We start from the raw sequence: 19920 nt of genomic DNA, 5'->3' as shown, positions 1-19920 counted from the left end.
GAAATCAACTCAACATTCCGACTCTATTCATAGAAAAAAAGGGGTGTTCCAAAAGCCATAAAACGGCTTCTTGGGACACCCCTTGTTGCTTTTAAGCAGGAAAAGGTTTAAGATCCAGCACTAGCACATTTACCGAGTTGGCCGGTAAGTCTAAGAGGACAGAATCGGTATGAAGCGTAATCTGTTGTTCGGTAGGCACTACCTTCTCGTCATTCTTCTTGTTCACGTTAGGTACATGAACAAGCGAGGAATCGCCGGTTAGTGTAACCAGCTTAGCGATGGACTCAACACTCAAATCTTGTAGATTCAGCTGTATTACCTTATCTACGTTGTCAGCATTCACCAGCTTCACGTATACATGCTCAGCATCTTGGGTTACCGAGTTGAACACGTCTCTGTTGTAAGCCTCCAGCTTGTAGTCCAGCACTTTGCTGGTCGTCTCGCCGTCGGTGTATGAGCAAATCAGATTACTGCCCGTTTCACCGCCGTAGTTCACTGTTATGGTGTAGTCCGTGTTGTCAGCCAACTCTTCATAGCTAGCTGCTCTCAAGTTACCTGCCGCTGTACTGGAAGAGTAGTCACCCAATGTGTAGCCTTCTATGCCTTGCTTGTAAACCTTCACGCCGGTAGCCTTGCCGCCATAACCGATCGCGTATTCGACAACGTCCTTTTTCTCCGCAGAAATATCCGTGAGACCCGCACCCACATAAAAACCGTCCGTGCCGGAAATACGGGAAGCGACCACCTCTACCTTGTAATTGCTCCAGCTGTCGTTCAAGATGTACAGACCATTCAAACCGCTATCCTGAGCTTTGAGGACAAGCCCCTTGCCTTCCTCCACTGTAGAGCCCACGGAACCGGGAATGACCTGCCAGGCCGAATTCAATTCCTGGGTAAAGTCTTGATCCAGCAAAACACTGCCGTCCTGGTTGGAAGTAACAGTCACACGCTTAATCATAACTTCCGCGTTGCCTGTCGCTATTTCAATTCCACCCTGAGGAATGAGATCCGTTGGCTTGCCGTTTTTGTAAGTAGAGAAAGAAGTGCTCAATACTTTATTCCCCAAATATTTAGCATACATTTGCTGTACATAGTAGTTCGGCGTAAACCACACCGTTTCGTCATCGAACCAGATGCAGTCTGGCGTCCATCTGTAGGTTCCATCTGTCAGCACCTTGTTAAACAGCGGTGCATAGGCAGCTAGCCGAACGACATCGGCATTATTTTCGAAGCCCGTCATCACCGCTGCCTCTGCTACAGCGCCTGCTAAAGTATTTTTATCCGTTGATGCGTACTCCCCGACAAAAACCTTTGATGTTGCTTTCCAATTTATACTGCCGTCCACGTTATAAGCTCTGTAGTAGTAGTTATAGCGGTCCACGTTATTCAGCAGGTACTCGTTAGAACGATAGTAGTGCTCGTCTGCAATGGTATCCATATAGTCCTTTTGCTTCTCATACCAGGTTACCGTTTCTTCCGTCACCTGGTCACCATCTGCAAAAGCAACCTTAGCCGAACCGGTCATATTACCGCTTAAGAACTTCCAGCCCTGTTGATATGCATCGTCGTCTGCTTGAGCGCCAACCGTGGAGATGATATGCAGCTCATAACCCGGATAGTTTTTCTCCATATACTCATCAATCGACGTTTTGAACACTTCAAAGTTGGCAAAGAATTCTGTGCCCCAGTTCTCGTTACCCACACCCAAATAACGCAGATCGAACGGAGCTTCATGGCCCATTTTTTTACGCATAGCAGCCCATTCATTATGTTCAAAATCCACACTGATCGCAAAGTCGATCAGATCTGTAAAGTTCTTAATATAGTATTCTCTTAATGCGCCTCCAGCCGGATGAGCGTAATCGGAACGGGCTTGGCAGAGAACGCCACAGGCCATAACCGGAAGCGGAGCTGCATTCAGGTCTTCTGCCAACTGGAAATACTCCATATAACCAAGGCCCATGGTCATCATATAGCCCCATACATTAAAGTTTTCCTTGCGCAGCTCGATATCCCCAATCGATTCCTTCCAATCGTATACGTTTTCCCATATAAACGAACCCTCGGAAATACAACCACCTGGAAACCGCAAAAACTTCGGATGCATGCCAACCAGTGCGTTCACCAAATCTTTTCTCAGTCGGTAGTTAGGATTTCCCTGGAAGTTAGCATGTGCCGATGGGGATTGCGCTTCCTCTCCTGCGCCCCATACATCTTGTGGGAATAAAGAAACCATATCAACCGAAATGTCCCCTTCAAATGTAAGCGCCAGCTGCCCGAGAACCGTAGCTGAGCCTGTCAGCACAAGTTTGGAATCGATGCCGTACTTCTTCCACGTGTTGCCACCTTCCACCTGTATCGTAACCGAATCACTAATAGCCTTTTCATTCGAGTCTTGCAGTTGCAGTGTGATTGCGCCAGCTGAATCGGCCTTCGCCCAGATGGTAAACTCATACTTGGCACCCTCTTGGATGGACATGGCACAATTCTGGTTAGAATCGGAAAAGCCCTTGTTCCGAATCGTTGCACCATCCGCTACCGTCACATAATAAGAGTTCACTTCTTTGTCTTTTGCGCCTAAAAACTCATTTAATCCACCGCTATGTTGTGGAGTCATCTTGTCCGTATCACCAGACCAGGCAAACAACGGGTTGCGGTTCCGTCCTGTAGAGCAGCCGCATTCACCGGAAGCATGGGAATACGTATCAAACTCGAAAGATTCAAAGGAGCGATTCTGAACGAGTTCTGCATAAATCCCGCCATCTGCCGCGTTATTGATATCTTCATAGAACAAGCCGTACATCACTTCGCTGACATCCAGTACTTCCTTATTTCCATGAATGGTCAGCGTGTACGGAGGCAGCTGTTCAGGAAGAACGGATACTTCAAAGCTTTCTTCAATCTGGCTTAAGCCCTTCGTTAATAAAGCTGTGACGGTAACCCCTTGTGCGGAGGTAATCGCCTGCACCTGCCCATTGTCAGAGAGTATACTAGGTTGGCTGGATTTCCAGGTCACTTCTACTCTACCGCCCATCAGAACGGTTGGCAGAGATAAGTCCTTGGTCACAATCGTCGTTGGAAAGGACAAATATTTATCTCTAGCAAGCTTCACGATCTCTTCATCTGTCAACGAATCGCACATGACCTCAATGACTTCATCTGCCGACAAGCCTGCTTTATAAATTCTAAAGTCTGAAACGGAGCCGGCAAAGTCTACATCCGCCGCATGCTGGGAGCGACCGATAAAATTGTTGCTGTAGTTGGACGAGTCTGTAAACGTTTCGAACCATTTACGCAGCTTGGCATAGTTACCGCTGGAAGTTTGGCTGATGGAACCATCCGCTACCACTTCACCATTGACATATATCACCGGACCGGCACTGCTTAATGTGCCGCCTTCCGTGCCGATCACAGACAGGGCTATGTGCATCCACTCATCCCTGACAAAGCCTCTTCCCGGGTCTACGGACAAATCCGCCTCGGTGAAAAGGGTTCCGCGCAGATTCCGTGTCATGAACATATAGGGTCCTGTATGGGCTTTACCAAAGTCAAAGACACGTTCCCACATATCTGTGAATCTGCCGAAGTTGACCCAAGCAGTAACCGTCACACCGGTGTTATCGCTTACATCTTTGAATAGATCGGAAGGAAGCTGGATATACGATGTACCGTTGGGGCCACCCTCAAGCGTCAAAGCTGCTCTACCGGTAGCATGGGAAATCGTAGGTGTTACTGTGCCTGAAGCAACCCCATCGTTACCTTGCCCTGAGCTATCTTTGCCGACGTTCTCTGCATCATCAAACTTGTAACGCGCAATGATTTGATCTTGGAATTTGGTCATCTTCGTTGCTCCTATACCCATAGTTTATTAATGTAATAACTAATTAGTTAATATAAATACATACTATATAGCTATAGTACCTTATCCTGAGTACCTTTTTCAATCCAATAAATCGGATTTATGAAGAAAATACTTGAACGAACTACATAAAAAAGCAGCCATCACAGAAGATACTCTGCGATAACTGCCTTTTGGCTTACAGGATTACTTGACCCAGTCGGAACTTTTCTGAAATAAAGAAGTTTGACCGTAGCTATGTTATCCGTTCAATTTTTGTCCACAATTCGGACAGAAGTTAGCTCCTTCGTTTTTTGTACCGCAATTCGGACAGAAATTGGGCTTATTACCGTCTCCAGATGGAGCGGGGGCAGCAGGTGTAGGCTGAGTCTCAGCCGAAGGCTTTGGGTTCGGGTTCAAATTTTTCATCATTTCATTTGCTATATTCATCCCCATCATCATACTCGCCATATCCGAAGCAGCACCGCCGCCTTTTACATTACCCGATGCAATCCCGTCCGTCATCGTCACTTGTTGGTACTTTTGCAGATTACCGATCATTTCATGAGAGGCTGTCTTCGTGATCATATCTTGGATTTCTTGAGGATAATTGAAGCTCATCACATGAAAGCCAGTAATCGTCATACCGTTGTCCATCACTTGCATATCCAGATCTTCTTGAATACCTTTTGAAATGTCAGAAGCATTCGCCTGCAGATTGAACATGTCCTTTCCTTCTCTGCTAATCCACTTCATCAATAACTGATCCAACACCGAAGTAATCCGAATTTTCACATCCTCAACGAGATAACTGTCCTTCACTCCGGCAATCTTATCGATGAGCGTAACATAATCGTTCACTTTAAAATTAAATGTGCCATTGGCACGAATCGGCATACCGCCTGGCAGCTGAGGGGTCGGGATCAGCACTGGATTCTGCGTCCCCCATTTGACCGTAAACTCCTTCGTATTAACGAATAAGACCTCTACCCTCATACCACTGTTAAAACCAAATTTAAACCCTTTTAATGTGGATAGAAATGGAATAATGTCAGAGTCCATGTTATACGACCCTTCATTCTCGAAAATCCCCTCTATTTTGCCGTTAGTTACAAAAATCGCATCTTGACCGGAGCGGATGATTAATTTACTGCCTTTTTTAATTTCACGGTTGCTCCACTTCCAGAAAATCATATCATCTCTAAATTCTTCCCATTCTACAACATTTGCAAATTGATTTCTGAAGAACCCCATACTGTATCCATCCTTTCAATTTAGGATTTTGCAAAATTCGATTCCAGTCGCTCCAAAGTGCAATATATAGACGAACTAGACCATTTCGATCTATATATTGTTCATTGAAAGTGCTTATTGGATTTTTACAAAATCCTCAGTTAAAATGATCCTCTGCTGCCGCTATGCGAATGACCGCCGCTGGTCGTTCCGCCACCACCGCCTGAGCTGCTGCTACTGCTGCTCTTTTCAATCTTCCGTTTCGTTGTCGTTGTGTGAAGATACTGATCTCGATGCTCCAGAACTCCTGAAGCGTTCGAATCCTCGTAGGTCTGCCGATTTACCGTAACCCGACCGCCAGAATTGGAAACCATCTTGCCCACGATCATCGCCGCCAATCCCAGGGCAACCGCCAAATGAAGCCAGCCCTTAAAAAATATACTGTCTGGATTCACCCCTGGACGGATGGCCAAATATTTGTGCGCACTCAGAATATACTTTTGAAATGCAAGCCCATAGTTGCCGTTCGTCAGGTCCGGGCTAATCTCATGGCGTATTTTAGTAAGCCTGTCATCATCCAGATACCGTTCTGCCTTATAAAATCCGGCCAAGTACACCTCTCTATTTCTCATATCCATCGTTAAAATGACCGCGTTCCCATGAGATCTGTCATACCCAGGGCCATGGTCATCATAAAAGTCCTGCGTCATTTTCATAACATCCATATTGTCGGGATTGAGAGTAGTATAAATAATAATGTCCGTTTCTCTTTCCGCTCCGTATTGATTAGCCATAGCGTTCAACACATCATACTCTTCCTGATTGAGCAGACCCGCTTCATCATAAATCAATGGCTTCATTTCTGTCGTTGCTGGTTCGCCCTTCATTTCCATAGGAACTGCCAGAAAAGCAGCAAAGAACAACAAAACGGCTATAATCGCTCTATGCTTTTTCAATAAAATCCCCCTCCCATCATCAACCAAGTGATTAATCTCAATGAAAAGAGAGTAATGCCGAAAATGCCTGCAAACCAAGCCGTCACTTTGAACTTGCTAATCGGAGGCCTACCGACTACCTTGCCCGTCTGTCCGTTCATAGCAAACGTATGCTCCAATTGATTATAGTCATAGTGTATGACCCACACCGGGAGCAGGACATAATCCGCTTGTTTTAATGTAGTATCAATTTGCTTTTCCGTATAACTCACGGCCGTATACTCTGACACCGTAGAATGAATATAAGCATCAATATATTCCTTCACTTTTTCTTTAACTCGCGGGAAAAGCTCTTCTTCGTTATAACTGTACTTCTCCGCAATATAACCTGCTAGATATGGCGTTTTAAAGGGTTTTAGCTGATCGTATGGAAAAGGCTCCAATTTATCCATCAGCTCATCGTTCATTTTCTCCGCAGCATCAATTGGAACCTTTACATAATTCAAACGAATTTTCCGATATACATCGAAATGCTTCGTTTCCGTATATTCGTAGTCTCCGCTCGTATAGGTTCTCACTTGGGTACCTTCACCTTGAACCTCAATTTTATTATGTAATTCATATAACCAGAAGGGCACATACATCCCGGTTATTCCCTTGATTCGGTCTGCTATCATGAACCGGTTCGGCGTAAGACGGCCATTCTTGCACCATTTTTTGAAAGCAGCTATGGCTTCTTCCTTACTGATTGAAAAAGGAATAACCTGCGCTGGAGCCAGCTTGCCAGTCAGTCGATCCCCGAGAACCACGGCAGAACCACAAAAGCTGCACACCGTTGCACTCGTCTCCACTTCGGTCATAATCACTGCTCCGCAGTTATTACAATGATACTCATGGGCCTCATCTTCTGAAAAAATACGATTTATCAGAGGATCAGGAATAGATTCGATATTGTCCTCTCTTCCGCAACTATGACAGGATAACATCCCTGTCTCACCGTCAAAGACCATGCCGCTGCCGCAGTTTGGGCATTTGTATTCGATAACCGGCATCTGCTCACCTCTTCATGTAGATACTGTTATGATTCCTTATGGTTGATTTTTTCTTTGATCGCAGCCAGTTCATCCTCTGCATTCGTACTCTTCTCGTATTGTGCAAATAAAGCATCCAGGTCGTCCTTCGTTCCTGCCCGAAGCTCGGCTATAGCCATCGCTTCATCATACGCTCTGTTCACCTGTTCTTCCATAACTTCGAAAGCAGAATTCTTGCTGCCCATAGAGTTCAAGGTTTGCTGTGCTTTGGCAACCGCCATCTTCCCTTTAAGTTCAGCGCGCCGCGCTTCTAGTTGTCCCATATCGGACACCAACTTCTCCTGCATTTGTTTCATATTTACGGCGTTTGTCGAAGCTAAATCATAGGACGTTTGTAATTGTTCCAATTTCTCCGCCTGCAAACCTTTTCTCTCCAGAAACTTTCGAGCTTCCTCTTCATTACCAGCTTCCACAGACTTACTGGCATAATGCTGGAGCTTTTTGATTTCGGCTTTGCATTCATCCAGTGCTCTTTTTGCCCTTCTCTCATCAGCCAACACTGAGGCCGTCTCCGCTTTCACCTTGCCTAGATCACTGTTTAAATTCCGCATATAATCGTCAATGGTTCTCTCCGGGTCTCCCACCTTATCCACTAAGGCGTTAACATTCATTTTCATAATATCCCTAAACCTCGACAAAATTCCCATGATGACCTCCTTCGAAAGGACTACATCCCACCATATCATACATCAAATCCGGTAAAAAATGTTCATCATAGCTCTATATACTGGCCCACTGATCACTTTCGGATGTGTGTTCGTTTTATTATAAAAGCAAAGGGTCCAAAAACCCGCGACAGATTTTTGAACCCTTCTATTTATTGTTCCTGATTATAGTTCTTCATAGGACTTGGGGTCCTGACCCCATATCCGCCCATCCTCACTGCTAAATGCCGAAATCACGTTCATTTCCTCTGGAGACAACTCAAAATCAAAAATATCCAAATTCTCCGTCTGGTGTTTTAAAGAAGAGGCCTTAGGGATCGGGATCGCTCCAAGTTGGATATGCCAACGTAAAATCGCTTGTGTAGTCGTTTTACCATGAGCAGCAGCAATTTCCCCAATCTTTTCATTCTCCAGTATGCTGTGACCACGCCCCAAGGGGCTCCACGATTCGGTCACGATGCCCTGTTCAGCATCTTTTGTACGCTGGTGCTCCTGATTAAACAATGGATGCAATTCAACTTGATTGATGCTCGGGGCGACACCTGTTTCCCGAATTAAACGTTCATTATGCTCGGGCAGAAAATTGCAGACCCCGATGGAACGAATATAGCCCCTTTTCTTCGCCTCAATCAACGCCTGCCAGGCTTCAACATATCGATCAATTTGGGGATTCGGCCAATGGATCAGATAAAGATCATAATAGTCCAGACCTCCTCTATATAATGACTCTTCGATCGTTACAATGGCTTCTTGGTAAGCATGTCGGCGACCCGGTAGTTTGGAGCAAATCAACAATTCCTCTCTGGGCACAGAGCTCTGCCGGACCGCTTTCCCGACAGCCCCCTCATTTTCATAGTTGAACGCTGTGTCGATCAGACGGTAACCTGCATCAATTGCGCCGGTAATCGCCTGTACTCCATCTGCACCCTTAAATCCAACAGTCCCAAATCCAATGACGGGCACTTTAGTGCCATCATTCAATACCTTCTCCGGAATTTGATGGTTCATATTAACAGCCTCCTTTACTATTCTCATATACCATAACACCTCTTTAATCCTCAGGCAAAATATAGAAATTCATTTCGTTCCCTATATATGTATATACCCACTAGCTTGTAAATTCTCTACCAAGTTCTCTGTGTGCTAAATCAAAAAGCGCCTGATCCCCATTGAAATCATACTTGAAGTCAAAGGGGTCAGGCACTTGTATACCACTACCAGATCATATATTCCACTTCATGCTTGATGGCTTGGTTGTCCAACATAAAGTTGAAGTGTCTGTGTTTTTATTTCAAGCCTTTCCATACCCAGTTCTCTACCTCTGGTAAATCAATACCCTCTTCGCGAATGAATTGATGATGTTTCTTAACCGTAGCATCCATTTCATCCACAATGTTGGTATACTTCTCAGCGTCAGGTAAGCTTAGAACAGCTTCCTTCACTAGATCGAAGCGATCCATCTGATTCAATACGCGCATATCAAATGGTGTCGTAATATCGCCATTCTCACGGTAACCATGTACATGCAAGTTATGGTTGTGACGATCAAAGAACAGATCTTTGATCAGACCTTCGTAACCATGGAAAGCGAAAACAACTGGCTTGTCTTTTGTGAAAAAATGATCAAACTCGGCGTCGGATAATCCACGCGGGTCTAGTTTTTGACTTCTCAGTTTCAGCAAATCTACCACGTTGATGTACCGAATCTTCAAGTCAGGCAGTTTTTCATGCAAAATGGAAATCGCAGCTAAACTTTCAATAGTTGGCTCTGTACCAGCAGAAGCAATGACAAGGTCAGGTTCCCCACCTTGATCTGTACTTGCCCAATCAATAATCTTCAACCCTTTGTCCACCAATTCTTTCGCTTCATCAGCACTAAACCATTGTGGACGTGGGTGTTTAGACGAAACAATCAAATTGATCTTTTGACGGTCATTTAAAATGGTGTCGAAAACAGCCAACAATGAATTGGCATCCGCTGGCAGATACTCCCGAATAAATTCTGGTTTTTTATCAGCCAAATGACCTAACAAACCTGGATCTTGGTGTGTATACCCATTATGATCCTGTTGGAACACTGTTGAGGTTGCTACGACATTCAATGATGGGATATCTGCACGCCATCCTTGATCCGTTGCTTTACGCAGCCACTTAAAGTGTTGGGTGATCATCGAGTCAACCACACGCAGGAAGGCTTCGTAACTTGCAAAGAAACCATGACGACCTGTTAATACATAACCTTCCAGCAATCCTTCAGCTTGGTGTTCGGATAATTGAGAATCAATTACGCGGCCATAGGATGATAAGAATTCATCATTAGGTTCAATAATTTGGTCCATCCATTGGCGTTTGGTTACTTCAAAAACAGGAGCCAAGCGGTTAGACATCGTTTCATCCGGTCCGAAGATTCTGAAATTACGATTTTCTTCATTTAAAAGAACCACATCTTTAACGTATTTCCCTAAAACCGACATATCTTGCGCAATCACTTTACCAGGTACGGAATTATCCAGCGCATAGTTACGGAAATCCGGTAATTTCAAGTCTTTAATGAGGTTACCCGCATTCGCAGCAGGGTTCATTCCCATACGTTTATCGCCTGTAGGCAGGATTTCAGCAAGCTCAGAGTTTAAACGACCGTTTTCGTCGAACAATTCCTCTGGTCTATAGCTATTCAGCCATTCTAACAAAGCAGGTGCGTGTTGCATATTTTTTTGATCAACCGGAATTGGAACCTGATGGGCACGGAATGAATTTTCATTCGGCACGTTGTCCCATTCCTTCGGACCTGTCCAGCCTTTAGGTGAACGGAATACAATCATCGGCCACGCCGGACGAGTAAGGTCATTATTTTCACGCGCATTCTTTTGAATAGCTTCAATCTTCTCGATGGCTGTATCCAATACTTTCGCCATTTCTGGATGCATGTGATCCGGATTTTCACCTTCAACAAAGAACGGCTCCCAACCCAAACCTTTAAAGTATGAGGTCAATTCTTCTTTCGATTGACGAGACATAATCGTTGGGTTACTAATCTTAAAGCCATTCAAGTGCAAGATTGGCAGCACTGCACCATCCGTGATGGGGTTGATAAATCGGTTAGAGAACCACGAAGCGGCTAATGGGCCCGTTTCAGCTTCGCCATCACCAATAACAACAGCCGAAATCAGATCAGGATTATCCAGAATGGCACCTACACCATGAGAAAGGGAGTAACCTAATTCTCCACCTTCATGGATAGATCCAGGTGTTTCAGGAGCAGCATGTGAAGCAATACCGCCAGGGAAAGAGAATTGCTTGAACAATTTCTTCATACCTGGGATATCTTGCGTAATTTGTGGATAGATTTCAGTGTAACTACCATCCAGATAAGAATTTGAAACCATAACCTGGCCGCCGTGACCAGGACCTTCAATGTAAAGCATGCTCAAATCATATTTATTAATAACACGATTTAGATGTGCATAAATAAAGTTTTGACCCGGAATTGTGCCCCAGTGTCCAATAGGCTTAACCTTCACATCTGAATCTTTTAAAGGCTCTCTCAACAAAGGATTATCTTTTAAATAAAGCTGACCTACTGAAATGTAGTTCGTTGCACGCCAATATGCATCAAGTTTTTCCAAATATGTTTTAGATGAATAATCTGCTAACACGGGTGATAATGACATTGTGTCCACTCCCTAAGTAGTTTTGTTTGTAATTTATTTCCGGAAATTTCATCTACATGTACATCATAACGCTACCCCAATTTAATTCAACCTTTTTCACAAGTGATACGGTCCAATTTTGTGAAATTTTGAACATACTATGAAATATAAATTAAAAAGACAGTAAAAAAGCTCTTACATTAAAATATATAGAAGTATAAACCAATAAAATTTGTAATAAACGAGGTAATTGCAGGCTTCAATCCTTTTTTCAAAACCATAAAAAAAAGACCGGAGAATTCTCCAGTCTTATCATTAGTGAACCGATACAAAGGTATTAAATTTCAAATATTTGTAATGAAATCGCATATGAGAAAACTCAAATGGCGTACCGTTATCTAAAAAGAACACACCTTCCATAATACCTACAGGCTCATTTTCATTTAAATGTAGCAGCTTTTGATCATTCTCTTGAGACGGTTCTGCAAAAATGGATAAAAAAGATTTGGTGACGGCCAAGTTCCGGGAGTCTTCCAAATAATTAAAAATGGACCCCTCGATAATTGTCTGATTTAAATTCTGGACAATTTTAATGGGGATATAGCCCGTTTCAATCATAAAAGGATCATCATCAAACAGACGTAAGCGAACAATTTTGTAAACAAAATCATGAGTCTCCAAGAACAAATCGCGCTGTAATTCTTCCGTTGGCGGAATGACCTCAAAACTCAATACTTTGATCTTAGGCTTTTTACCATGCATTTGAAAATTATCAGTGACCCCTAGATTAGAGCCTTCGTAGTTAAAGATAGATTCATTTCTTATGTATAATGGATTAATAAATGTCCCGGAACCTTGTTTTTTGAAAATAATTCCGACATTCTCCATTTTAGTCAGAGCACGTTTAATTGAACTACGACTAACCTGGTAAGTCTCACTAAGACTACGTTCATCTGGCAATCTCATATCTGCAAACTTTCCCGCAAAGATTTTCATCTTGAGATCGTCAATAATTTGCTTATAGACAAATTGTGTCATATAGTACTCCTCTTTCAGGTCTTCTATAACTCTATATAGTTTACCATAACTTGCCCATTTCATCTCATGTTTGTTTCTGTTTGCTGAGCGGGCTTTCAGCGGATAGGAAGCGCCGTCGCTTTTACTTTACATCTCTATGCATAATACCATGATTACACATATATAACACCACTGAACGCACCTGCAAAACAGCAGAAAATACAGAACCCCCACCTTAGCATCAGTAATAAGACCAAGCCTGTTTCGAACCTTGAGGGATGTTTGACTAGACCAGGCTAAAATCCTTGAATACATTGTTATTATTCATCTTGTTCAAACGTTTTCTAATAAGAATGGTGGGGGGAGATCATATTGGCTATCCGCTACAGCGTCATCATTCCAACCTATAATCGAGCCCAGCAATTGTTGCTCACACTCGCTTCATTTGAGACACAAACCTATCCAAAGCAACTATTCGAAGTCATTGTAGCTGATGACGGTTCTACAGACGGAACGAAAGAAATGGTCGAAGGCTTCAAAGCATCCTATCCTCTTATCTATGTGTCACATCAGGAACAACGCGGTCGATCTGCCGTTCGAAATTTGGGACTGCGCCGTGCAAAAGGGCTATACATCATCTTCTGCGACGCTGACTTTGTAGTATTACCGGAATTCATTAGGATCGTGAGCCGTTATCACCGTAAATATCCCAAGTCTGTGCTCTCAGGCATTCCTCACTCATGGGACGATGCTTTTACCCATTATTACCCTGACTTTTCTCCTGAAGAAAAAGAACAATGTCGCAACATACTTACGCAGTCCAACTTATGGAATGCTGACTATGAAGCAGCGAACGAAATTACTCCAATCATAACCCCTGAAGATATCCTTCACCAAACGGGTGCACTGTCTAAAGTAGTTAGTCCCACAAGAGTCCCCCCCAATACGCAGAAACAATTTGCCACAACGGATGTCGCTCCCTGGATGCTGCTGGTTACTCGTTGTGTAGCCATCAGACGCAGCCACTTGATTCGTATTGGAGGTTTCAATGAACGGTTTGTGCTGTATGGACTCGAAGACTGGGACCTTGGCTATAGACTGCATCGCTTGAAGATCCCTTTTTATTGCATCAAAGAGGTGGTCGGATATCATCAGGAACATCCAACCTATCTCAGAGGTAACGTTTTAAATACAGAAAATCTGAGAATCATGTATGAAACTTACGGATTCAATGACTCCTCGTTAAATTTATTTGCCCTTATCCCTCCATCCGAGGATTTTGAGACCTACAAAAATACGTTGCGGGTATTGCGCAGGGGATTCCGCTCTAGGTTAACACGCTCATCAGCACTGTTATTAAGAAGAACATTACGCATTGCAGCCAAACAGTTCTACGATCAAAGCCATACTCATGCATACAAAAAATCATTACACTTGATAAAAAAGAAAGCAGAGAACCGGAAAAGTCGAGTCGCTCACGTGTTACGAGAAATGCTGGTGAAGTCTGAAAAGCTGGTGGAATAATAGTTACTCATTTACAGCGTACAAAATCATGTGTATTGCATCCTCCTTACGGGATAAAAAAACTCCTCCATAAAGGTGCGAGCCCAACTTGGCAAGCAGCTTTATGGAGGAGGAGTCGCCATGTCCGGAGATAACGACAAGAATTGTCGTTACTAGTTTACTATTCCTCTGATAGTCCAGCATGCTTTCTGATTATTCATTACATATGAGTTTTACCAACTGCTAAGAACTCAATATTTTAATGCTATCATCGCACCAGCTAATTAAACTGCTAAACTGACTTTTACCATAGCTCATTGTGATCATCCAATATTTGTGATTATGGTCTTTATGCTCTACGTTGATAAGCCAACGTTCAAGTTCTTCAAAAATATGCAAGCTTTCCACTAGCTTTTCTTTATACTCCTGTATGTGCTTTATAATCGTTTCAGGCGAAGAATTCCCGCCAAAAAACACCCTCAACAGCAGCTCATTTTTTTTAAGCATCACCACATGCTCCATGGGCTGAGAAAGCCAGTCTGACAACGTCTGCCTTCCCTGATCGGTAATGCTGTAGAGTTTCTTGTCAGGCTTTCCTTTCTGTCGAATAACCTCGACTGCAATATCTTTTCGATCCAGTAGCTCTGCCAGGCTGGGATAGATCTGACCATAGTTCTCATTCCAAAAGTAACTAGTGCTTTGCTCCATATGTTGCTTTATATCATAACCGGTATGAGGACCCAGACTCAGAATGCCTAATACCGCAAACATTGTATTGGTTTTTCCTGACTGTCTCGCCATTATATATTGTGCCTCCTGTTACCTCTAGCAAATCTCCGTAGTATGTCATGCTTTCATTAGACTAGACATAATTATAGCCCATTTAAACTAGCTTCACATCTCTCTATATATTATTTAAATATATATTATTATAATAATTAGTGTTGACAGGTGTTTATCATCGTTTTATATTAACGATATCAACAAAATACCAATGAGCTTGCCAAGCTGAAGCCTTGGATACAGATATCATAAAGAATTCCAAGACATCGCTTGGTTAAATCTTAATAAGGAGATATCAGACCATGACCATGATCAGTGTAAATTATCCCGCAGGCCGCATAACGCTTGAACAGCGCCGTCTTTTGGCAGAAGGTTTGACGGATGCAGTTCTCGTTCCAGAGGTAGGTCAATATTGTCCGCCAGCAAGAGAAGGGTTTCAGGTCCATTTCACCGAACGTCCAATAGATTACATGGCAATTGGCGGGCAATTGCTGTCGGATCAGCCAGAACGTGATGTAATTACTGTCAATGTTCTGGTGATGGATGGTGACTGGCCTAACGACGTTCGCAAAAAAGTGCTTGAGAATATTCTTGGCAGTTTGACTAAAGTACTTGGTGTACCGGAACCATCCCCAACTTGGTGGGTATCCTTCCAGGTCATTGAAGAAGGCAGCTGGGGTTCTCGCGGCAGCGTGCTCTCCATTCTAGACCTGCTGGATTCAGGAGTCTTTACTGAGGAGAAAATTAAGGCTATCAAGCAAAATATTACACGGTAATGCGTGGAATTTGGCATTTCTAAAGATTGGAGGAACATTCATATCTTGTCGGCTAGAGGATACGGGAAACACCGGGAAATCTCCTGACGTGGTGGCTAAGGCAATTTACAAACCGGCAACTGACGTCTTAAACCTTCTGCGGTATCCAGTAGGAGAACCATCCAAAAGGTTATATCTTTAGCAGTAACAAGCTTATAACTTAGCACAGTGTAATATGTCCATATGTCCAAACGAAAGAACACCCATAAGGGTGTTCTTCATTTTTCCAAAGAAACATCCTGCAGTTTACGTAATCTTAATGGCTAGCCAAATCATGCTCCAAAGCTTGAAGAGAAAAGGCTATCCCTCGTACTGCCTCCCTCTCCCGGTCTCATATCAAAAATACGATCGACAAATCGATTGACATCCAGCAGCATTGCTTTTCGTTCCTCCAAGGTTACACGCGGCACCGAGTAAAGAAGCTTAATCTCGGCATCCGAAAACTTGGCGAACCCAAACAAATTATCGTTAGCCGCGTAGAGCATATCTTTCTGACGTGATATGCGAATATAATCTTCTGAAGATCCTGTTGTAAAAATCGAGTAGGCTCTCTTGCCCTCAAGCCCATATACACCATCAGAAGAGCGTATGAGTCCTGTTGTGAACACTCTATCTATATATCCTTTAATAACAGCGGGAAATCCGCCCCACCATACCGGTGAAATAATAATCAAGGCATCTGCCCACAATAAATCCTCCTGTTCTTTTACTATCTCCTCTGGCAATACGTTAGTGACCTTAGCCTCTAAATCCTTTAAGCCTGCCGTCGGATTAAATGACATTTGAATTAAGTCTTTTACTTTAACATTCGCCCCTCGTACGTTTAAATGAGCGATCACCTGCTCCAAAATCGCTTTGTTAAAGCTCTTAGCATAAGGGTGACCGTATAAAATATTAATGTTCATCTTCTTCGCCCCCAGAATATTTTCAGATGGCTTGTCAAAGCTTTAATGCTAATGTAATGTTAAGCCAATGGTATCGAAACAACAAGTAGGCATATTTATAGTATATACTATCAAAAATCATACTAATTGATTTCATAGGACTTTCTGGAATACAAACGATGAGGAGATGGCACAAATGAGTGAAAATCTGAATTATTTTACAGATTGCCCCTTAACAAAGGTTCAGAAAATCATTGGCGGCAAATGGAAAATAGTGATTTTATGGTTTCTGTCCCGTGGTACCCGAAGATTCGGTGAAATTAAACGCGCCTTTCCTGATATCACACAAGCGATGTTAACCAAGCAGCTAAGAGAATTAGAAGAAGACGGGTTTGTGCATCGCGAAATATTCAGAGAAATCCCTCCCCGGGTAGAATACTCGCTAACAGCTCACGGAGCAAATTTCGTCCCCATATTGCGCAGTATGTATGATTGGGGAGAGGTTCATCTGGAGCACTCGAAAATTAGATGCGTTGAAAAATAGCGATTAAATCTACATCCCTTCCTGCCTAGCGTGATCAGACTTTCATCCCTATGTTATAGTCCATGCCAAGTGCATAATGAAAACCCACTATGACCAATTTTGTCAAAGTGGGTTTAATCGTGTTGATATTCATCTTGTCATATTTATATTCAGTCATGTACCGTTTTTCTAAACCTGGCAGTTCCCATCAACGTGGCTTCACCTTTTCCTCTGGAGGCAAAACAGCTGCCGTTTCGTTTACTGTTGTTTTCCAGTTAATGTTCTCACTTCAATAGGATGCAGATTCGCCTCAATTTGAGCCCGCTGCGGTTCATACCACTCTGGCAGCATTAATTCCTGCCCCAAAGATTCAGCAGGTTCATTATTAGCAAATCCCGGTGGATCTGTAGCAATTTCAAATAGTATGCCGCCCGCTTCCCTGAAATATATCGCATTAAAATATTGGCGGTCTATGATTGGAGTCGGTTGATAACCATAATGCTGGACTGCGCTTCTCCATTCTTCATGTTGTTCGAAATCTTTTGCACGCCACGCAATGTGATGTACCGTGCCTGCTCCACCAAAGCCTAAACCCATTTTGGCGAGCGGAACATCTACGATGTTGCCGATTTCTCCTACGGACTGATAACGGGCATATTCGGCGTCTTCAGCGATTTTCGTAAATCCGAGTATGGTCTCCAATGCATCCATCGTTCTCTGTGGATTGACGCTAAATAGCACAGCACCTCCAAACCCCTTAATTGCTTGATCAGCCGAAATGCCACCGTAAGACCAAGTACTATTCGCTCCCGCTTCACGTTCGACAAGCTCAAGACGTAGACCCTCATTATCCTCGAATTGAAGATAATGTTCAGAAAAACGGCTCGTTTTCGTAACTTGAATATCAAAGCTTTCTAAACGATGCCGCCAAAAATCAAGTGAACCTGGTGGGACCACATACGAGGTTATGCCCACCTGGCCACCTCCGATTCGTCCTTTGGGAGTTCCTGGTGCAGGAAAAAAAGTAATGATCGTTCCAGGACTTCCTGCCTCGTTACCAAAGTACAAGTGGTAAACCTCAGGAGCATCGAAGTTGATTGTTTTCTTCACTAACCGAAGTCCCAGGACGCCGGCATAGAAGTCGACATTTTCCTGTGGATTACCGGCAAAAGCTGTAATATGATGGATACCTGTAGTTTGCAGTGACATATGAAATCCTCCTTTAATCGTAGGAACCTTTATTTTTTGTTGTTGATGACTTTTAATGACCTAAACATCATGTTTTATCTAAGTAATGCATCGATAGAATATGAACCTGCTCCTGTCAACGCAATACCAATTACGACTGCAACAAGAACTAGTGGATATTCATAGCCGTTAGCCGTTGCCCAGATCCCATTTTGGCCATGTACTTTGAAAATCGCTCCGAGCATAGTCACCGTAATCAACAATGCAGCCAGTGGTGTGAGCAGTCCTAAAGCAAATAGAGCTCCTCCCAACAATTCCATCAACCCAGCAGACACTGCCATGAACACTCCGGGCTTAATGCCGATCGATTCCATCCAACCGCCAGTACCTTTTGGACCATAGCCACCAAACCAGCCAAAAAGTTTCTGAGCTCCATGCCCCACCAATAACAATCCAACCACCAAACGTATCAGTAACAATCCACTTGCCAACATAAAAATCACCCTCCATATTATATTTATTTAAAGATTATTAAATTAGAGATATTAGGTAAAATTAAATTCATCGTTTAGCGATTTGAGCCTGTTCTTTTTTTAGTTTCTCAGGCGTAACATCGTCTCCATTCGGATCATAAATCGTAGCGTTCAAGAGAATGCTTTGTACAGAACCCCGAAAGATTTGAAGGTATTCTTTGCGAAGATCCATTTGTTCCGTTTTTTCAATTTCAGTCAACCCAACTTCTTTTGCTTTTTTTGCAAGCTGATTAATTCTTTCTAAAATGGTGATCATGTGTATACCTCCCTATTCAAAATTTTCTGGTTGTTTTATCTTTAATTTATTTATCTTGATATAAAGATATAATACTTTTTTATCCGTGTCAATACTTTTTCGAAAAGAAAAGAAGATGAACTCTTGAGTTGTTTACGGAGAAAAAGAAAAAGCAGTTATCACAGAGGATGCTCTGCGACAACTGCTTCCTGAGTTTAGAGACCCCATCACCAGCCGGAACCTTCCTGAGATCAAGAAGTCCATCGGCAGCTATCTCGGGAAAAGGTGATCTTCTACCAAAAGCATGTAGAAGTCATCTTTCAGCTACAAGTTGTGGCTTTGATCGATGAAGGCGAGGTGAATTGTAGACATTCTGTCTATTTTTTTGGGAATATAGACCGTCTATTTCCTAGTCTACATTTCACCTAATTTTAACTCAATAAAAAACAAAAACCCACTCAAATGAGCGGGTTTTAGTATGAGAGGCCAGGGGAGTCGAACCCCTGTCCGAAGATAACGCCACATAAGCTTCTACGGGTGTAGTCACAGTTTTAATATCATCCGATCAAGCTTTTATGGCTTCATTGATCTAATACGATCCATGGAGTCAAAGTACTTTTCAATAGTTGTAAGTACATCACTTTTTCTAACTTTTGAACGAAGAGGCGAAGAATATAGTATATTATACATATGCTTCAGTTCCTCCGTAGAGTAACTCTTTAAAAGATTTTCTCTTGCATCAACAGCATTGTTATCATAGATAAAATTTTTCTTCATGAAATTCAATACATCCATCTCATTTTTTAGAGACAGTATTTCATCTCTGATAACAAGCGATTTTGATATCTCAACATCCTTTGAACTGTCCGCAATGGTATCTGTAAGCTCATTCTTTAACTCTTTAAATACCTGATCTGGAGTATATTTAAAATATGATTTATTAAACAAGCTTTTGGCATCGTACATGTCTTTATACAATGAAAATAAAGCTTGAATGACTTCATTTTTTTTCGAGCCCACCATATTT

General features: G+C 42.8%; 17 protein-coding genes. 3 read left to right on the top strand and 14 right to left on the bottom strand.

The annotated features are described in order from the left end of the window. Positions 1-91 precede the first annotated feature (91 nt). The 8 genes from ACUUJN_RS01135 to ACUUJN_RS01100 form a co-directional block, all read right to left on the bottom strand. Entirely contained in the window at positions 92-3841 is a 3750-nt protein-coding gene (locus tag ACUUJN_RS01135) for an alpha-L-arabinofuranosidase C-terminal domain-containing protein (RefSeq protein WP_484669172.1), read from the bottom strand. Positions 3842-4099: 258 nt separating this feature from the next. Next, positions 4100-5092, bottom strand: coding sequence for an SPFH domain-containing protein (locus ACUUJN_RS01130; protein WP_028541887.1), 993 nt, complete (start codon positions 5090-5092; stop codon positions 4100-4102). Between the two features lie 140 nt (positions 5093-5232). Beyond that, entirely contained in the window at positions 5233-6027 is a 795-nt protein-coding gene (locus ACUUJN_RS01125) for a TPM domain-containing protein (protein WP_023986507.1), read from the bottom strand. Further along, a complete protein-coding gene (locus ACUUJN_RS01120; protein ID WP_484669171.1) occupies positions 6024-7058 on the bottom strand; it encodes a TFIIB-type zinc ribbon-containing protein in 1035 nt (344 codons plus the stop codon). Before ACUUJN_RS01120 ends, ACUUJN_RS01125 begins: the two co-directional genes overlap by 4 nt. 26 nt (positions 7059-7084) lie before the next feature. Further along, positions 7085-7744: a PspA/IM30 family protein gene (locus ACUUJN_RS01115; protein ID WP_023986505.1), complete on the bottom strand. Its 660-nt coding sequence runs from the start codon at positions 7742-7744 to the stop codon at positions 7085-7087. Between the two features lie 183 nt (positions 7745-7927). Further along, on the bottom strand, positions 7928-8770 hold the full coding sequence (locus ACUUJN_RS01110) for an aldo/keto reductase (RefSeq protein WP_076265135.1): 843 nt from the start codon (positions 8768-8770) through the stop codon (positions 7928-7930). Positions 8771-9048: 278 nt separating this feature from the next. After that, complete coding sequence (locus ACUUJN_RS01105; protein WP_034094952.1) at positions 9049-11433, bottom strand: phosphoketolase family protein; 2385 nt, start codon at positions 11431-11433, stop codon at positions 9049-9051. Positions 11434-11727: 294 nt separating this feature from the next. Beyond that, entirely contained in the window at positions 11728-12450 is a 723-nt protein-coding gene (locus ACUUJN_RS01100; protein WP_023986502.1) for a GntR family transcriptional regulator, read from the bottom strand. Between the two features lie 351 nt (positions 12451-12801). Here ACUUJN_RS01100 and ACUUJN_RS01095 point away from each other — a divergent pair, with 351 nt between their 5' ends. Next, the gene (locus tag ACUUJN_RS01095) at positions 12802-13953 is read left to right on the top strand and encodes a glycosyltransferase family 2 protein (protein WP_023986501.1); all 1152 of its coding nucleotides are present in this window, start codon (positions 12802-12804) and stop codon (positions 13951-13953) included. A 222-nt stretch (positions 13954-14175) separates the two neighbouring features. Here ACUUJN_RS01095 and ACUUJN_RS01090 read toward each other — a convergent pair whose 3' ends face one another. Next, positions 14176-14733 (bottom strand): PadR family transcriptional regulator, encoded by a 558-nt coding sequence (locus ACUUJN_RS01090; RefSeq protein ID WP_023986500.1) that lies wholly within the window; start codon positions 14731-14733, stop codon positions 14176-14178. A gap of 284 nt (positions 14734-15017) precedes the next feature. Here ACUUJN_RS01090 and ACUUJN_RS01085 point away from each other — a divergent pair, with 284 nt between their 5' ends. After that, on the top strand, positions 15018-15491 hold the full coding sequence (locus ACUUJN_RS01085; protein ID WP_340859431.1) for a tautomerase family protein: 474 nt from the start codon (positions 15018-15020) through the stop codon (positions 15489-15491). Positions 15492-15802: 311 nt separating this feature from the next. On the opposite strand, the gene ACUUJN_RS01080 is transcribed toward ACUUJN_RS01085, so the two are convergent. Then, on the bottom strand, positions 15803-16435 hold the full coding sequence (locus ACUUJN_RS01080; RefSeq protein ID WP_484669170.1) for an NAD(P)H-dependent oxidoreductase: 633 nt from the start codon (positions 16433-16435) through the stop codon (positions 15803-15805). A 175-nt stretch (positions 16436-16610) separates the two neighbouring features. On the opposite strand from ACUUJN_RS01080, the gene ACUUJN_RS01075 reads away from it, so the two are divergent. Beyond that, positions 16611-16958, top strand: coding sequence for a winged helix-turn-helix transcriptional regulator (locus tag ACUUJN_RS01075; protein ID WP_034094951.1), 348 nt, complete (start codon positions 16611-16613; stop codon positions 16956-16958). 237 nt (positions 16959-17195) lie between these two features. On the opposite strand, the gene ACUUJN_RS01070 is transcribed toward ACUUJN_RS01075, so the two are convergent. The 4 genes from ACUUJN_RS01070 to ACUUJN_RS01055 all read right to left on the bottom strand — a co-directional run bounded on the left by ACUUJN_RS01070 (position 17196) and on the right by ACUUJN_RS01055 (position 19913). Next, on the bottom strand, positions 17196-18146 hold the full coding sequence (locus ACUUJN_RS01070; protein ID WP_484669169.1) for a ring-cleaving dioxygenase: 951 nt from the start codon (positions 18144-18146) through the stop codon (positions 17196-17198). Positions 18147-18220: 74 nt separating this feature from the next. Beyond that, positions 18221-18619 (bottom strand): DoxX family protein, encoded by a 399-nt coding sequence (locus ACUUJN_RS01065; RefSeq protein WP_023986495.1) that lies wholly within the window; start codon positions 18617-18619, stop codon positions 18221-18223. A gap of 67 nt (positions 18620-18686) precedes the next feature. Beyond that, complete coding sequence (locus tag ACUUJN_RS01060; RefSeq protein WP_484669168.1) at positions 18687-18914, bottom strand: DUF896 domain-containing protein; 228 nt, start codon at positions 18912-18914, stop codon at positions 18687-18689. A gap of 552 nt (positions 18915-19466) precedes the next feature. Beyond that, the gene (locus ACUUJN_RS01055; protein WP_484669167.1) at positions 19467-19913 is read right to left on the bottom strand and encodes a hypothetical protein; all 447 of its coding nucleotides are present in this window, start codon (positions 19911-19913) and stop codon (positions 19467-19469) included. Positions 19914-19920 lie beyond the last annotated feature (7 nt).

This window comes from Paenibacillus sp. LRG-1 (assembly GCF_057220305.1).
Note: the sequence above shows the minus strand (reverse complement) of the source record. Positions and strands in the feature narration are given on the sequence as shown.

What these genes read in the sequence shown, in the direction of transcription:
- ACUUJN_RS01135 (WP_484669172.1), bottom strand. Translation starts at nt 3,841, where the DNA reads ATGACCAAATTCCAAGATCAAATCATTGCGCGTTACAAGTTTGATGAT.
- ACUUJN_RS01130 (WP_028541887.1), bottom strand. Translation starts at nt 5,092, where the DNA reads ATGGGGTTCTTCAGAAATCAATTTGCAAATGTTGTAGAATGGGAAGAA.
- ACUUJN_RS01120 (WP_484669171.1), bottom strand. Translation starts at nt 7,058, where the DNA reads ATGCCGGTTATCGAATACAAATGCCCAAACTGCGGCAGCGGCATGGTC.
- ACUUJN_RS01115 (WP_023986505.1), bottom strand. Translation starts at nt 7,744, where the DNA reads ATGGGAATTTTGTCGAGGTTTAGGGATATTATGAAAATGAATGTTAAC.
- ACUUJN_RS01110 (WP_076265135.1), bottom strand. Translation starts at nt 8,770, where the DNA reads ATGAACCATCAAATTCCGGAGAAGGTATTGAATGATGGCACTAAAGTG.
- ACUUJN_RS01105 (WP_034094952.1), bottom strand. Translation starts at nt 11,433, where the DNA reads ATGTCATTATCACCCGTGTTAGCAGATTATTCATCTAAAACATATTTG.
- ACUUJN_RS01100 (WP_023986502.1), bottom strand. Translation starts at nt 12,450, where the DNA reads ATGACACAATTTGTCTATAAGCAAATTATTGACGATCTCAAGATGAAA.
- ACUUJN_RS01090 (WP_023986500.1), bottom strand. Translation starts at nt 14,733, where the DNA reads ATGGCGAGACAGTCAGGAAAAACCAATACAATGTTTGCGGTATTAGGC.
- ACUUJN_RS01085 (WP_340859431.1), top strand. Translation starts at nt 15,018, where the DNA reads ATGACCATGATCAGTGTAAATTATCCCGCAGGCCGCATAACGCTTGAA.
- ACUUJN_RS01080 (WP_484669170.1), bottom strand. Translation starts at nt 16,435, where the DNA reads ATGAACATTAATATTTTATACGGTCACCCTTATGCTAAGAGCTTTAAC.
- ACUUJN_RS01075 (WP_034094951.1), top strand. Translation starts at nt 16,611, where the DNA reads ATGAGTGAAAATCTGAATTATTTTACAGATTGCCCCTTAACAAAGGTT.
- ACUUJN_RS01070 (WP_484669169.1), bottom strand. Translation starts at nt 18,146, where the DNA reads ATGTCACTGCAAACTACAGGTATCCATCATATTACAGCTTTTGCCGGT.
- ACUUJN_RS01065 (WP_023986495.1), bottom strand. Translation starts at nt 18,619, where the DNA reads ATGTTGGCAAGTGGATTGTTACTGATACGTTTGGTGGTTGGATTGTTA.
- ACUUJN_RS01060 (WP_484669168.1), bottom strand. Translation starts at nt 18,914, where the DNA reads ATGATCACCATTTTAGAAAGAATTAATCAGCTTGCAAAAAAAGCAAAA.